The organism is Acinetobacter sp. Root1280 (genome assembly GCF_001425285.1).
In the GTDB taxonomy this organism is placed as follows: domain Bacteria; phylum Pseudomonadota; class Gammaproteobacteria; order Pseudomonadales; family Moraxellaceae; genus Acinetobacter; species Acinetobacter guillouiae.
In genome coordinates, this window is sequence record NZ_LMED01000030.1 from 66,204 (window position 1) to 82,556 (window position 16,353).

13 protein-coding genes are annotated in these 16,353 nt (G+C 35.9%); 12 read left to right on the forward strand and 1 reads right to left on the reverse strand.

Translation table 11 applies throughout. The features are described 5' to 3' along the window. Positions 1 to 17: 17 nt before the first annotated feature. The 9 genes from ASC84_RS21575 to galE are packed head-to-tail and all read left to right on the forward strand — an operon-like array spanning position 18 to position 9,520. Positions 18 to 1,091, forward strand: a complete 1,074-nt coding sequence (locus ASC84_RS21575) for a glycosyltransferase family 4 protein (RefSeq protein ID WP_056518282.1) — start codon at positions 18 to 20, stop codon at positions 1,089 to 1,091. Further along, entirely contained in the window at positions 1,088 to 2,149 is a 1,062-nt protein-coding gene (locus ASC84_RS21580; protein ID WP_056518283.1) for a hypothetical protein, read from the forward strand. Before ASC84_RS21575 ends, ASC84_RS21580 begins: the two co-directional genes overlap by 4 nt. Then, positions 2,146 to 3,201 carry a glycosyltransferase family 4 protein gene (locus ASC84_RS21585; RefSeq protein WP_081409420.1) on the forward strand — a complete coding sequence of 352 codons (1,056 nt, stop codon included), beginning with the start codon at positions 2,146 to 2,148 and terminating at the stop codon, positions 3,199 to 3,201. Before ASC84_RS21580 ends, ASC84_RS21585 begins: the two co-directional genes overlap by 4 nt. Then, the gene (locus ASC84_RS21590; protein WP_056518285.1) at positions 3,191 to 4,021 is read left to right on the forward strand and encodes a glycosyltransferase; all 831 of its coding nucleotides are present in this window, start codon (positions 3,191 to 3,193) and stop codon (positions 4,019 to 4,021) included. The genes ASC84_RS21585 and ASC84_RS21590 overlap by 11 nt, the downstream gene beginning before the upstream one ends. 16 nt (positions 4,022 to 4,037) lie before the next feature. Continuing rightward, positions 4,038 to 4,658 (forward strand): sugar transferase, encoded by a 621-nt coding sequence (locus ASC84_RS21595; protein WP_056518286.1) that lies wholly within the window; start codon positions 4,038 to 4,040, stop codon positions 4,656 to 4,658. A 17-nt stretch (positions 4,659 to 4,675) separates the two neighbouring features. Then, a complete protein-coding gene (gene galU / locus ASC84_RS21600; RefSeq protein WP_056518288.1) occupies positions 4,676 to 5,551 on the forward strand; it encodes a UTP--glucose-1-phosphate uridylyltransferase GalU in 876 nt (291 codons plus the stop codon). Positions 5,552 to 5,565: 14 nt separating this feature from the next. Next, positions 5,566 to 6,825, forward strand: coding sequence for a nucleotide sugar dehydrogenase (locus ASC84_RS21605; RefSeq protein WP_056518290.1), 1,260 nt, complete (start codon positions 5,566 to 5,568; stop codon positions 6,823 to 6,825). Then, the gene (pgi, locus tag ASC84_RS21610) at positions 6,822 to 8,483 is read left to right on the forward strand and encodes a glucose-6-phosphate isomerase (protein WP_056518291.1); all 1,662 of its coding nucleotides are present in this window, start codon (positions 6,822 to 6,824) and stop codon (positions 8,481 to 8,483) included. Before ASC84_RS21605 ends, pgi begins: the two co-directional genes overlap by 4 nt. A 17-nt stretch (positions 8,484 to 8,500) precedes the next feature. Then, positions 8,501 to 9,520, forward strand: coding sequence for a UDP-glucose 4-epimerase GalE (galE, locus tag ASC84_RS21615; RefSeq protein WP_056518293.1), 1,020 nt, complete (start codon positions 8,501 to 8,503; stop codon positions 9,518 to 9,520). Between the two features lie 54 nt (positions 9,521 to 9,574). On the opposite strand, the gene ASC84_RS21620 is transcribed toward galE, so the two are convergent. Further along, entirely contained in the window at positions 9,575 to 10,945 is a 1,371-nt protein-coding gene (locus ASC84_RS21620) for a phosphomannomutase/phosphoglucomutase (RefSeq protein WP_056518389.1), read from the reverse strand. 416 nt (positions 10,946 to 11,361) lie between these two features. Here ASC84_RS21620 and ASC84_RS21625 point away from each other — a divergent pair, with 416 nt between their 5' ends. Genes ASC84_RS21625 through ASC84_RS21635 form a run of 3 tightly spaced genes read left to right on the forward strand, consistent with a single transcriptional unit; the run spans position 11,362 to position 16,312 of the window. After that, positions 11,362 to 12,927, forward strand: coding sequence for a TolC family protein (locus ASC84_RS21625; RefSeq protein ID WP_056518294.1), 1,566 nt, complete (start codon positions 11,362 to 11,364; stop codon positions 12,925 to 12,927). Further along, positions 12,924 to 15,059, forward strand: coding sequence for a type I secretion system permease/ATPase (locus ASC84_RS21630; protein ID WP_056518296.1), 2,136 nt, complete (start codon positions 12,924 to 12,926; stop codon positions 15,057 to 15,059). Before ASC84_RS21625 ends, ASC84_RS21630 begins: the two co-directional genes overlap by 4 nt. Continuing rightward, a complete protein-coding gene (locus ASC84_RS21635) occupies positions 15,056 to 16,312 on the forward strand; it encodes an HlyD family type I secretion periplasmic adaptor subunit (RefSeq protein ID WP_081409421.1) in 1,257 nt (418 codons plus the stop codon). Before ASC84_RS21630 ends, ASC84_RS21635 begins: the two co-directional genes overlap by 4 nt. Positions 16,313 to 16,353: the final 41 nt, after the last annotated feature.

Below are 16,353 nucleotides of genomic sequence, written 5' to 3' on the forward strand. Positions count from 1 at the left end.
TTAGCATCTATTATAGTATGAAAAAAATTTGCTTCGTTACAAGCTGCATATATAACAGTGGTGGAACTGAGAGAGTTTCTACCTTAATTGCTAATGGCTTAGCTAGTCAAGGCTATGAAGTAGTTTTTTTTAATTTAATCAGTGATGGTGAGTTAAAATTTCCAATACATCATAATGTTACCCTTTACACATTGAATTTACAGCCATATTCCTTACGTAGGCATTCATTATTTGTGTTATTAAATTTAAGAAAATTTGTAAAAAAAAATAAAATAGACGTTTTAATTGATGTAGATAGTATTTTGACGATTTTTTCTAGTGTGGCACTTTGGGGAGTGAATGTTAAGCATATCTGTTGGGAGCATTTTAATTTTAATGCTAATTTGGGGACGAAATTTAGAGATTTAGGTAGAAAATGGGCAGCAAAACATTGTGATTATGTTGTAACACTTACTTATAGAGATCAAGAATTATGGCGTAATAACTTAATCAATATAAATGCAAAAATAGTAACAATTCCAAATCCTGCATCATTTGAAAATACAGAGCATGTTGGAAGTTTTGAGTCTAAAGTAGTTTTGGCAGTTGGTCGTTTAACTTATCAAAAAGGATTTGATTTGCTACTTAACTCTTGGGCATTAATTTGTAAAGAAAATAAAGACTGGATGTTGAGGATTATTGGTAGCGGTGAAGATGAAGCTACATTAAAGGAGCAAGCAGAATTTTTGCAAATTTCTGATAGAGTTGAATTTGTGTCAGCCACAAAAAATATCTCAGAATTTTATAAAAAAGCCTCTATTTTTTGTTTAAGCTCTCGTTTTGAAGGTTTACCTATGGTATTGCTTGAGGCGCAGTCATTTGGTTTGCCAATTGTTGCATTTGATTGTGAGTGTGGTCCAAGTGATATTGTTTTTAGTAATATAAATGGTCTACTGGTTGAAAATGGCTCAGTACTACAATTATCAGCTTCTTTGCATCAACTTATTCAGACTTCAAAAGAAGACTATATTTTCTTGTGTAAAAATGCAAAGGAAAATGCCAATAATTATGTTCTTGATAAAATTATAAATAATTGGATTGAAATATTATGAGTTTAAAAGAACAAAGTCTGATCAAAATTATTATTTTTATTGAGATGTTACTTCCTTTAGCTTTTTATTTTTCGAATAGTTCTTTTGTTTTGTATGCAACCATTCCTTTCACGATATTAAATGCATTTCTTATTTTTAATAAAATAAAAGTAAATTTAACATATTTTTTAGTTTTTAGTTTTATTTTTTTAGGTTTAGTTTTTAGTCTTATTTTAAATAAATGGGATTTCTCTATTCAACTTTTTTCAGGTTTGGTTTTATTATTGTGGAACTTTACTATAAGTATACTTGTTGTGAAATATGAAGCCAGAAAAATAGTATTGTGTATTTTTTGCTTTTTTGTATTTTTTATCTTTCTTAAAGGAGTGGTAGGTGATTTTCATCCAGATTTTGGTAATCATATATTTGCAGAAAGTAGTCGAAACTATGTTAGTGCAATTCTAATAGTCTATTATATTGCTTATGCAGCATTAAGTTTTATTGAAAATAAAAAAGTTAGTATATTTGCCACTGTTTTTTTGCTTTTATCTTGTATTATATTGTTTGGTCGAACTGGTATCGCTGTGTCTGGGGTGTTATTGTTGTATGCAATATATAATAATTATGGTGCTAAAATATCTATTTTATTTACAATATTTTTGACTGGATTGTCATCAATAATTTATTATTATGCTATGGAATATACGAATTTCGCAGATGGATTAGATACACCTCGAACTTTAATGATAAGGGAGTATATTTCAAGTATTAGCGAATCTGAAATTATATTTGGTAGGAATTTTTTCCAATGTTGCGAAACAATAGTTGCATTTGGTCCTAACCCTCATAATTCATTTATTCAATTACATTCACTTTATGGCTTATACGGTATTTCATTGTCTATTTTAGTCTTTTTGATTGTTTTGATTTCTAAAAATATTTCATTAACTTTTTTACTGTTTTTAATTTATTTTAGGTATTTTTTTGATGTTTTAGGGCTTTTTTATTTTTTGGATTTTTCTATTATTATAATTTTTCTATATTGTCTTGATTCAATTTTGAAGCGAGGTAAATTATGAACTTAGCCTTTATTGTTCCATCTTTAAAAAAGTTAGGACCTATTATTGTTGTATATGATATTATTAATAATTTGAAAAAATTATATCCTAATATTTATATAAAGTTATTTTATTTTGATGAGGCTGATAATACTGAATCTTTAAGATTTAGTGTTGAGGTGGAGAAAATAAGTTTTTTTAATAAAGTTAACTTGGATGGCTTTGATATTATACATTCACACGGTATAAGACCTGATTATTATACTAGTTTTCATAACTATAGTGATAAAGTCAAAGTATCAACGCAGCATAATATTATTTTTGATGAATATCGAGTAAATTTTTCATATTTCAGAGCTAAATTGATAGAAAAAATTTGGTCTTTTTCCTTAATGTCGAAAGATGCTGTTGTTGGAATTGGTGAAGTAGCAACTAAGTACTATATAGATTTGCTTCCTCGTGTATATGTTAAAAACATACCTAATGGTAGAACTATTTATCCTCAAGAGATATCATCCATAGATTTTGAAGCTATTAAGAAATTTAAAAAAAATTATATCTGTATTGGTACTTGCACGAGAGTTATTAAGTTAAAAGGTCATATCCAAATTTTGAATGCTTTATCTTATTTAAAAAATTATTGTTTTATATTGGTTGGAGATGGTGATTACTTAAATTTTCTAAAAAAGGAAGCAGAAAATTTAGGGATAAGTGATAGATGTTTATTTTTAGGGAAAAAGACTAATGCCATAGACTATATAAAGTATTTTGATATTTATAGTCAAACCTCCTTTTCTGAAAGTATTTCTATAGCATTATTAGAGGCTGCTGCATTAAAAAAAGCAATAGTATGCTCTAATATTCCAGCTAATCGAGATGTTTTTTCAAATAAAGAAGTCTCTTTTTTTGAAGTAAACAATGTGGGTAAATTGATTGAAGCTATAGATAGAGCAGCTAGTTTTAAAGAGCTTTTTCAAGAAAACGTCTATAAAAGATATAAATTGAATTATACAGCAGAAGTCATGGCCGCTACTTATTATGAGTTATATAAGAGTCTAACAAATGAAGTGTAGTATGTTATTATCTTTATATTATAAAGAGACATCTAAACATTTAGATAAATGCCTTGAAAGTATTTGGGTGAATCAAACAATTCGCCCAAATGAAATAGTTTTGATATTAGATGGTCCTATTGGTGATGAGCTCAGTAATTGTGTCAAAAAATGGCAATCTAAAATTGGTATAGCCCTAAAAATAGTTCCTCTACCGAAAAATGTTGGATTAGGCAAAGCTCTAAATGAAGGCTTAAAAAATTGTTCAAATGAATGGGTCTTCCGGATGGATACCGATGATATTTGTACATCTGACCGAGTAGAAAAACAGATCGCATTTATAGAAAAAAATCCAGATGTAGTTTTATTTGGAGGTCAGATATTAGAATTTGAAAAGGAACCAAATGATTCTCAAGTTTTAAAATCTGTGCCTACAACCAATGATGAAATTCGAAAATTTGCACAAAAGCGTTGTCCGTTTAATCATATGACTGTAGCGTATAAGAAATCAGTAATAAAAGAATTGGGCGGATATCAACATCATTTATTTATGGAGGACTATAATCTTTGGTTACGTATTATTGCTAAGAATTACGTTGTAGCAAATTTACCTGATATAGTGCTTTATGCACGTGTGGGCAATGGTATGCATGCACGTCGTAAGGGTTTAGAATATATAAAAAGTGAAAAACAATTACTAAATTTAAAAAAACAACTTAAGTTACAAAATCCAATTCATGCTAATATCTTATTTCTAATAAGATCAGCGCTTAGATTGGTGCCTAGCTCATTGTTAGGAAAGTTTTACAATACTTTTCTACGGGAAAAAGTTAAAAAATAGAGTGGTAAATTAAGTAATGAAACGATTGGTAGATATAATTATATCATTGACGGCTTTATTGATTTTGTCGCCTATTTTTCTTTTAGTCGCTTATAAGGTACGTAAAAATCTAGGTTCTCCTATCTTTTTTTATCAAGAGCGCCCAGGAAAAGACTGTAAACATTTTAGAATGATTAAATTTCGTTCTATGAAAGATGCATTTGATAAAGATGGGCAACCATTACCCGATGATCAAAGGATTACGCCTTTTGGAAAAAAATTGCGTTCAACAAGTTTAGATGAAATGCCACAGTTAATTAATGTCCTTAAAGGCGATATGAGTATCGTTGGACCACGGCCCCAGCTTTCTGAATTTGTGGAACATTATACACCTCATCAATTGCGTCGCCATAATGTCAAACCGGGTATGACTGGTCTTGCCCAAGTGAGCGGACGTAATAATCTTTCTTGGGAAGAAAAATTTGATTTAGATGTACAATATGTTGAAAAGCAATCAACGCTTCTCGATTTTAAAATTATGTTTAAAACAGTTGAAGTGATGTTTAAAAAAGAAGGCATAGACTCGCCCGATCAAGCTGTTGGGGCAAGTCGTTTCTCAGGCTCAGAACCTACCGATACCAAATCTACCAATCATTAATAGTGTTAAAGTAAATCATGATCAAAAAAGCCATTCTTCCTGTTGCTGGGTTAGGTACTCGCTTTCTACCTGCAAGTAAATCAATTCCTAAAGAAATGGTCACAGTGGTTGACCGTCCTGCAATTGAGTATGTTGTTAAAGAAGCCGTAGCTGCAGGAATTGAACAAATCATTTTAGTGACACATTCTTCAAAAGCATCCATAGAAAATTATTTTGATCGTAATTTTGAACTGGAAACAACCTTAGAAAATAAGAAAAAATTTGATCTACTTAAAGAAATTACTGAAATTTTACCTAAACATGTCAGTGTAGTGAGTGTCCGTCAACCTCAACCATTGGGTTTAGGGCATGCTGTTTTATGTGCGAAATCTGTGATTGGAAATGATGACTTCGCTGTGTTATTGCCAGATGTTTTGGTCAAAGAAAATAGTACAGAAAATGATTTAGCACGAATGATTCATCGTTTTAATACATCGAAAGCATCGCAAATTATGGTAGAGGCCGTACCTGATCATCTTGTGGATCAGTATGGTATTGTGGATGTTGCATCTTCACCTGTTGAGGGTGAAAGTATTGTGATGAAAGGGATTATCGAAAAACCCTCTGTAGGTACAGCACCTTCAAATTTATCAGTGGTGGGTCGTTATGTACTGCCTGCTAAGATTATGCAATTATTAGAACAGACACCCAAAGGTGCGGGCAATGAAATCCAATTGACGGATGCCATTGCTGCTTTGCAAAAATTAGAAAATGTCGAAGCTTATCGTATGAAAGGTCAGACCTTTGACTGTGGTAGTAAAATTGGTTATTTAAAAGCAGTATTACACTATGCTGTGGAGCATCCTAAGTTGGGTGAAGAATTCAAACAGCTTATTAAAGAATTGAATTTATAATAATTGGATCTGATATGAATATTTGTGTATTTGGCACAACACTCCAAGCTGGCGTACTCGCTGGCTTGTTTGCTGAATATGGGCACCACGTGTATTGGTGTCCCCAAGTAGGCGCTGATGATCAATCCTCAGTACACTATCAAGATGAAGATCTAAATCAACTCATTCAAAAACAGATTAAGAACAATTCAATTCAATTGGTTGGGTTAAAACAGCTTCAATTGCAAAGTGAAGTGTTTTTATTTAGTTTTAATCCTTCTGAATTTGATCAAGCCAAACACTTGGCTGAAGAATTAAAGCGTTCTCCTATTATTCATCCAAGACTGATGATCAATGGTTCTACATTCGGTTTACAAGGTACTGAAGAACTAAAACAAATTTTAGTGGCTGATCATTGGGCATATTTGCCAGACACCATTCAAGAAGGCAATGCGATTCAAAGTTTTATCGATCTAAAGCAGGTGATTGTTGGTGTAGATCAACCTGCGACACAACAGATTATCAAAGAATTATTAAGACCTTTTTTTCAGTTAAAACATCAATATTTGTTTATGCCATTTTTAGATGCTGAATTTACCAAATTGAGTATTTCAGGCATGTTGGCAACACGCATCAGTTATATGAATGATATGGCGCAAGTCGCTGAAAAATTAAATATTGATATTCATAATGTTAAACAGGGATTAGCATCTGATAGTCGAATTGGCGCATCATATTTATCTGCAGGTGTGGGTTTTGGTGGGGAAAATTTCTCCCATGATATTTTAACCTTAACCGGTACAGTGGCAGGTTCAGGGATCAAAAGCCAATTGCTGGATCAGGTTTGGAATATCAATGAACAACAAAAAGAAATTTTATTTAGAAAACTCTGGAATTACTATCAAGGGCAGTTAACAGGTAAAGTTGTGGCGATTTGGGGTGCTTCTTTTAAAGAAAATACCTCGAGTATTGAGAATTCACCGATTCATGCCATGCTTGAAGCACTTTGGGCACAAGGCGCGATTGTTCAGTTGCATGATCCACAAGCTTTAGAGCGGGTAGCCAATTTCTATGGTGAACGCGCTGATTTGATTTTATGTCATGATCAATACCAAGCAGTAGAAAATGCACATGCATTGTGTTTATTGACGGCTTGGAAGCAATATTGGAGTCCTGATTATTCACAACTTTTACAGAAAATGGCCCATCCTTTGATTCTCGATGGTCGTAATATGTTAGATCCAGATTTCGTCAAAGCACAAGGTTTTGCTTATCAGGGTGTAGGGCGAGTATGACAAATTCTATATTAGACAATGACCAAAGAGAGCAGCATTTAGCACGATTGCAAAATCTTGCTACAGAACAACAGCAATTGCGTTTAACTGATTTATTTGAACAAGATCTACAGCGTTTTGACAAGTTCTCAGTACATTTCAATCAACTGAGTTTTGATTATAGTAAACATCGCATTGACCAAAATGCATGTGATGCCTTGTTTAAATTTGCAGATTCAAAACAATTAACACAATGGATCAAACGTTTATTTACCGAAGAATCGATCAATTATACGGAAGACCGAGCAGCAATGCATTGGGCACTGCGCTTACCGAAACATGATCAAGATTACCCTGAACTGGCTGAATTGGTGCATCAACAATTAGATCGAATGTATCAGCTTGTCGATAAAGTCCATGCAGGGCAATGTCGTGGTTCTACAGGTGAAGTGATTCAAGATGTGGTCAATATCGGTGTGGGTGGTTCTGACTTGGGACCATTGATGGTGAGTCATGCATTATCAGACTATAAAGTCAGTACTGCTAAACCATTAAAAGTACATTTCGTTTCAACTATGGATGGTAGTCAGCTTTCTGATTTACTACATCAATTACGCCCTGAAACCACCTTATTTATTATTTCGTCCAAGTCTTTTGGAACCATTGATACTTTATCTAATGCTCAAACAGTTCGTCAGTGGTTAGAAAAAGATTTGGGTACGCAAAACAGTGTGATCCAACATCATTTTATTGGGGTTTCAACCAAACCTGAGAAAATGACAGAATGGGGAATCGCACCAGAAAACCAGTTCTTACTTTGGGATTGGGTCGGTGGTCGTTACTCGTTGTGGTCATGTATTGGTTTACCGATTGCATTGCAGATCGGTGTTGATGGGTTTAAACAATTGCTTGCAGGCGCTTATGCGATTGATCAGCATTTCCAAAAAGCCTCATTTGAGCAAAATATTCCTGTATTGATGGGGTTACTTGGAGTCTGGAATAATAATTTTTTAAATATTCAGACCCATGCGGTATTGCCTTATGATGGTCGTCTAAAATATTTTGCTTCTTATTTACAGCAACTTGAGATGGAGTCGAATGGAAAGTCGATTCAAAGAAATAATCAAAAAGTTGATTTAAACACCTGTCCAATCGTCTGGGGCGAAGTGGGGCCAAATGCGCAACATGCTTTTTATCAGCTCTTGCATCAAGGAACCCATGCAGTCAGTTGTGATTTTATTGCGCCAGTACAGCGTTATAATTCGAATCAATTTACTTATGCTGAAAGTGCAGAATCTTTAATTGAACAACATCATTTGGCTTTATCCAATTGCTTGGCCCAGTCGCGATTATTGGCTTTTGGTAACACAGCATTAAATGCCAATGAATTATCAGGCTTACCTGTATATAAACAATATGAAGGCAATCAACCAAGCTCAACGCTATTGTTGCAAGAACTAAGCCCTTATAGTTTAGGGATGCTGATTGCATTGTATGAACATAAAGTGTTTGTACAATCGGTTATTTGGAATATTAATCCATTTGATCAATGGGGGGTGGAAAAAGGCAAAGAAATTGCCAATCAATTACTCCCTATCCTCAATGGTAAAGAAAAAGACGTGTCTCAACTGGATGCTTCAACACAAGGTTTAATTAAGATCTTGCTGGGTAAAGAGTAGATATACTGGAAAAATTTATGGCAAATATTTTAGTAACAGGTGGTGCAGGTTATATCGGATCGCATACCTGTGTGGAGTTACTTGAGGCTGGGCATAAGGTTATTGTTCTAGATAATCTATCAAATAGCTCAGAAGAATCATTAAAACGTGTCCAAGAATTGACTGGAAAAACACTAAAATTTGTTCAAGGTGACATTCGTTATCAAATTGATTTAGATCAAGTTTTTTCAAACAATAAAATCGATGCTGTGATTCATTTTGCAGGTTTAAAAGCAGTGGGGGAAAGCCAACAAATTCCACTGACTTACTTTGATCATAATATTGCAGGATCAGTTCAGTTGGCACAAGCGATGCAAAGAGCGGGTGTTTTTAATTTAGTTTTTAGTTCATCTGCAACAGTTTACGGAGAAAGCAATTCTTCCCCTTATCAGGAGGATATGCAACTAGGTCTACCGAATAATAATTATGGTCATACCAAGCTAATCGTTGAGCAATTATTGGAAAAACTATCAATTGCGGATAAGCACTGGTCGATTGCACTATTGCGTTATTTTAATCCTGTTGGTGCGCATAAGAGCGGTCGTATTGGCGAAGATCCATTAGGTATTCCAAATAATCTTATGCCTTATTTGACTCAAGTCGCTGTAGGTCGTAGAGAAAAGCTTTCTATTTTTGGAAATGATTACCCAACTCAAGATGGAACATGTGAAAGAGATTTTATTCATGTTGTCGATTTAGCAAAAGCACATGTTTTAGCTGTTGAAAATAGAATAAAAAGCCAAGGGTGTCGTGCTTGGAATATTGGGACTGGTCAGCCTATTTCAGTACTACAAATTAAGAGTACTTTTGAAAAAATAAATAATATCAGTATAAATTCAGAATTTGTAAGCCGACGAGCTGGTGATTTGCCGAGTTTTTATGCTAATGCATTGCGAGCTAATATAGAATTAGGTTGGACGCCAAAATATACTTTAGAAGATATGTTGGCAGACAGTTGGAATTGGCAAAAACAAAATCCAACAGGCTATCAAGCATAAATTTAACTGTAAAAAATAGGCGCCATGAGCGCCTATTTTTATCGTCATTTAAAACTAACCCTGAATCAACTGAGTTAACTCATCTACATAGTCTTGCATTGGTTTTGGATTTTTATCTGCACGGCTTTCAATATTTAAGCGTAATAATGGCTCAGTATTGGATGCACGGACATTTAAACGCCATGCACCAAAATCAAGGCTAACGCCGTCTGTTTGATCAATTGCAGGGTTTAAATCGGCAAAATGATCGAAGATTTTTTGAATAGTTTTTTGAGTATCTTCAACTTTAAAGTTGATTTCACCACTACACGGAAAACGTTCAATCATCCCTTCGACCAGGCTGGATAACGATTGTTGAGTTTCTGATACCACTAAAATCGCCAATAACCAAGGAATCATCCCGCTGTCACAGTAAGCAAAATCACGGAAATAGTGATGTGCACTCATCTCTCCGCCATAAGCTGCATTGTGTTCGCGCATCACATCTTTAATAAAAGCATGTCCAGATTTAGATTGAACAGCAATCCCTTGATACTGCTCAATGATATCCAGTGTATTCCAGACTAAGCGAGGATCATGTACGATTTTTTCACCGGCTTGTTTTAACAAGAAGGCTTGAGCTAATAATCCGACTATATAATAGCCTTCAATAAATTGACCTTTTTCGTCAAATAAGAAACAACGGTCAAAGTCACCATCCCACGCAATTCCCATATCCGCATGGTGTATTAAAACTGCATTGCGGGTGCTATCTCGATTTTCCACCAAGATTGGATTAGGAATACCATTTGGGAAAGTACCATCTGGATGATTATGGATTTTAATAAACTCTACTGGGATATTGAGCGCTTTGAAATTTTCTTCGATTGCATCAACAACATGACCTGCTGCGCCATTGCCCGCATTCATCACCAGTTTAAGCGGGCGGATTTTGCTCGGGTCAATATAGGTGAGTAGGTGTTCAATAAATTCAGGGAGGATATTATATTTTTGAGTTGTACCCTTTTTCTCAACTTCAATGAACTGTTCAGATTCAGCCAACGATTGGATATCTTTTAGTCCTGTATCTGCACTGATTGGTCGAGCATTTTCACGAACCAATTTCATGCCATTGTAATCCATTGGATTATGGCTTGCTGTGATTTCAATACCACCCTGAACGTCGAGATGAAAAGCACCAAAGTAAACTTCTTCTGTTCCAGTCATGCCAAGATCAAGAACATCTACCCCAGCATCATTTAAACCACGAATCGTTGCTTGTTTTAAGTCTTCGCTGGTTAAACGGACATCACAACCAATGACAACAGTTTTGGGTTGATAGATTTGACCATAAGCACGGCCTACTTTATAAGCGATTTCTTCATTTAGCTCTGTGCCAAGTTTGCCTCGAATATCATAGGCTTTGAAACAAGTCAGTTTATTCATGTTCATCTTTATATTGTTGAAGGTTGGCTGGTAGTGAAACATCATTTTAACCTTAAAATGTATAAGAAATTATATTGGAAGATGTAAATTTAGTTTGAAGAATAAAATTGAATACGTTTCGATTACACCAAGCTTATTTTTAATAATGTATTGGATCATCGGTCATGATTTGCACATTGTGGATTTACAGCTTTTGAGATGATCTATGTGGAATTTTATAATTCATGTGATAATAGTCACATTTTTTCATTGTTAGTATTTGAATTTAAAATATTTTATTAAAGAAATTTAACTTTAAAAAGTAAAAATAAGCATTTGATTAGGTTTTATAATGTGTAGAATAGAAATGAGGTAGGGAAATAATTCAAAATAATTCAATACCGATAATTAAAAGCTTTTCTAGGTGCCATTCGCGAATGTTAATAGCAAAAAAGCCCACTATATTGTTAAAAAGTTTGAGTGCTGTGAGTTTATTGGTTCTATTGCAGAACAATGGTTATACACAAGAAACAAGCTACTTAAAAAATATCAAAGAAGGTGTGACCGGGTTTATAAAACCCAAGGATGATCAGTCATTTAGAACCGTCCAGCTCAAGGATTTGACCGATTTTAAATATCAACCTGATGCACATATAGACAATCAGAATCAACTCCCTGTTGTAAGGCCATATACTGGACAAAAGGCATCACTTAATAATTTATATTTAGAACAAGCGAAAACACAAACAACCCATGCGTATTCAAGCCAAGCAAAAATTTTAAGTCTTGAAGATGCGATTCAGATTGCAGTAAAAAGAAACCCCAATATTGCTCAAACGATTTCAACACTGGCAGGACAAAATGCCAATATTGATGTGGCAAAAGCGCAATATTACCCACAGTTAAAAGCGGGTATGAATACAGGTGATTTTACATCCAATGATAAAGGTCGCCAGTTGTATTCAGTTGAAGCCAACCAACTGCTTTATGACTTTGGTAAAGTAAAATCCAGTGTCACCACGCAACAAAATAAATTGGCAGTTGAACAAGCCAATGTATTAATCAGTATTGATGATATATCGACCCAAACAGCGCGAGATATTTTATCCTTACTGCGCTATCGCAATATTATCAAAATAGCGCAAGATCAATTTAATGGGGTCAGTCGTTTACATGAGATTGCACGCTTAAGAGCAGACGCAGGAATCAGTAGCAATGCCGATCCTGTGCAAGCACAAAGCTATGTTGAATACGCACGTTCCTATTTAATCACTCAGCAAAATTTTTTAAAACAACAAGAACAAAAATTACGCACATTATTGGGTTTTGATGTGAGTCAAATGGATTTTAATATTCCTGATGAATTTGTAAAACAATCAGGTCTTTATGATGATCCTGAAATGAATACCATTCCCACAATGATCGCAGCAAAAGCAGAAATTGATGTTGCGCAGAGTCAGAAGAAGCAAACCCAATTGAGTGCTTATCCGACAATTTCATTGGTGGGATCAGTCAGTAAAGCATTGAATGGTCAAAATCCAAATACTGGTTTAGAAAATGATACCGATGGTTCTGTTGGCGTGCAGATGTCCAGTAATTTTTATCAAGGTGGTGCACTGGGATCTCAAGTCAAAGCTGCAAATTTTGCTGAACAAGCTGCACGTGCAAAGTTGAATGCAACTTACCTAGACATTATGGATCAAACACAAATTGCACGAGAAAGTATTGAAAACACGGATAAGCAAATTTGGGTTCTATTGGATCGGGAGCGCTCAACAGCAAAAACCCGTGAGCTGTATGAAGAACAATATAAATTAGGCAAGCGTTCGATCTTAGATTTATTAAGTTCAGAACAGTCCTATCAAAGTTCAAGAATAGAAAGGGAAGCGGCACGCTTTGATATCTATGACACGATCGCGGTGTATATCAAGGTAACCGGTAAAAGTAGAAATTCTTATCATTTAAATAACATTCAAATTCAGGGGTTTGAAGTTCAACCATGAATACTAAAACATTAAATTATCAACCCTGGTTACAAGCGATCATTACGGTTGCGCAGCATTATCGAATGCAACCTGCTGAAGAACAAATTCGTCTGCAACTGGATTGGAATAAATACACAAATATTGACGACATGTTGTCCATTATTACCCGTCAAGTGGGTTTGAATGTTCGCAAAGCAGACTTTAGCACGGATGTACTGAATCCATGGCGATTGCCCGTTGTTGTTGAATTTAACAATGGTCAAGTTGCAGTTATCGAGAAAGTCGACAATGAGGGCAATGCAAGCTTACAGTTAAGTGGTGATCAAGGTCTTTCACAAACTTTTAATTTGCATGAACTTCAAGCCAATGCCAGTCGCGTTTATATTTTTCGACCAGAGACATCGATTCCCGATGCTCGTGTCGATGAATATATTAAACCTTATGAAAAAAGCTGGTTCTGGGACATCGTTTTAAAAGATTGGAAACGTTATACCGACATCATGGTTGCTTCAATGATTGCCAATATTCTGGCATTGGCGACCATTATTTTCTCTATGCAAGTCTATGACCGTGTTGTGCCTTCTCAGTCTATTCCAACCTTGTGGGTGCTCGCAGGAGGGGTGTTGATTGCAGCTGTTTTTGAGTTTGTGTTGCGCATTGCACGGGTTTATTTGTCAGACATTATTGGTAAACGCGCAGATCTCAAGATTTCAGACCGCGTCTTTGGTCATGCATTACGTATCCGAAATAAAGATCGCGCCCGTTCAACAGGTTCGTTTATCTCACAGATTCGTGAACTTGAAGGCGTTCGCGAATTGGTGACTTCAACAACGATCAGTGCAATTGCAGACTTACCGTTTTTCTTCCTATTTTTAGCGATCTTTTGGATTATCGGGGGCAACATCTTTTGGGTGATGTTACTGGTTGTGCCATTGATGATTATTCCTGGATTCTTGGTACAGAAAAGGTTGGCTCAGTTAGCGACTGAAGGGATGCGTGAGTCTGCGATTCGTAACGCAATTTTGGTCGAAGCAGTTCAAGGTATTGAGGATATTAAGTTATTACGTGCTGAAGCCAGATTTCAAAATCAATGGAATCACATGAATGAAGTGTCTGCTGATGTCAGTATGCGGCAACGTAAAATTGTGGGTTGGTTAAATGCTTGGACACAAAAAATTCAAGGACTGACTTATGCAATTGTGGTTTTAGTGGGTTGTTTTGCGGTGATGAAAGGCGATATGACCACGGGGGCTTTGGTGGCATGTTCGATTTTATCTTCACGTATGCTTGCACCGATTTCACAAGTTACAGGTGTACTCGGTCGTTGGCAGCAAGCCAAAGTGGCTAAAAATGGTTTAGATGAGCTGATGCAAAAGCCAGTAGACCGTCCTGATCGAGCACAATTGATTCAGCGTAAAGTCCTCACAGGTGATTACGATTTTAAAGGTGTGGTATTTAAATATACCGAAGATGATCCACGCCCAACTTTAGTCATTCCGCAGTTAAAAATCCATGCAGGTGAAAAAGTTGCAATTCTTGGACGTAATGGTGCAGGGAAATCTAGCTTATTACAATTACTTTCAGGGATGCAATTGCCAGTACAAGGCAAGATCAGTTTGGATGGTGTCGATCAATCTTTGCTTGATCCCGATGATATTCGCCGTGATATGGCATTACTGAATCAAAATGCACATTTGTTTTTTGGGACCATCCGTGAAAATTTAACTTTGGGTGCACCATTGGCAAGTAATGATGAAATTATTCGTGCATTACAAATCACCAATGCTTTAGAAATCGTGGAACAAAAAAAGGAGGGTCTGGATCATCTTATTCTTGAAGGAGGGGTAGGATTCTCTGGAGGGCAGAAACAAGCATTGTTACTCACACGGTTATTGCTCCGAAATCCAAATATTGTGTTGTTGGATGAACCGACTGCTTCGATTGATGATGTTTCTGAAAAAGTATTGATACAGCATTTAAAAGAATGGTTAGGTCATCGGACTTTAGTGGTGGCGACGCATCGTCCTGCTGTTTTGCAACTTGTTGATCGTATTATCGTTGTGCATGAAGGAAAGATTATCAAAGATGGGCCACGTGATGCCATTCTAAATCCTGTACAGCAAGTAAATGCAGGAGGGACTTCAACATGAGCCAAGAAAAAAATGACCAAAATATCACAGTTCAAGAGGCTGAATCTGCTCAAGTTGATCATGCATCCAATATTTTACATCGGCCAACCAATCCCTCTGCGTTAAAGTTCTCAGAACCACCGTTACCCAAATCCACATTTATTATTTGGATTGTTGCCTTCGGTCTGCTGGCTTTCTTGATTTGGGCCTGTGTATTCAAGTTGGAAGAAGTTTCTACAGGGACAGGTAAAGTTGTTCCTTCATCCAAAGAACAGACGATTCAATCTTTAGATGGTGGTGTGTTGACCAGCTTGGATGTTAAAGAGGGCGATATTATCCAAAAGGGGCAGACGCTTGCGCAAATAGACCCTACTCGATTCGAGTCACAAGTCGGTGAAAGCCAAATGAAATTACTTGCGACACTGGCTACGGCAGCACGTTTAGAGGCTGAGGTGAATGGTACCGCGATCAAGTTTCCAAAACAGGTTTTGGCCGTTCCTGCTTTGGTGAGAGAGGAAAGTGCATTATATACTTCGCGTCGCGCAAATTTGGATGAGTCGATTACTGGTTTAAAGCACGCATTGTCTTTGGTTCAAAATGAATTGCAAATGACACAACCTTTGGTGGCGAAAGGTGCTGCTTCTGAGGTTGAAGTCCTACGTTTAAAACGAGATATCAATAATTTTGAAAATCAAATTAACGACAAGCGGAATGACTATTATGTAAAGTCACGTGAAGAATTGGCACGAGCCAATGCCGATATTCAATCATTACAGCAAGTTGTTGCTGGTCGTAATGATTCGGTGAAACGCTCTACTTTTAAAGCACCTGTACGTGGTGTGGTAAAAGAAATTGCGGTGACAACCATTGGTGGGGTTATTCCACAAAATGGTAAATTGATGACCATTGTACCGATTGATGAGCAATTATTGATTGAAGCGCGTATTTCGCCGCGAGATATTGCCTTTATTCATCCGGGTCAACCTGCATTGGTAAAAATCACGGCATATGATTATTCAATTTATGGTGGCTTAGAAGGGAAAGTAACGGTGATTTCTCCTGATACCATCCGCGATGAAGTTAAACAAGATCAGTTTTACTATCGAGTCTATATTCGGACCGATAAAGATAAGCTGACCAATAAGGCGCGGAAATCTTTCTCAATAACACCAGGTATGGTGGCAACGGTAGATATTCGTACCGGTCAAAAAACAATTATTGAATACTTATTGAAACCGTTTAATAAAGCCAAAGAAGCGTTAAGAGAACGATAATTGCATCACATGGTGATTATTTTAAAAACCAATCTTCGGAT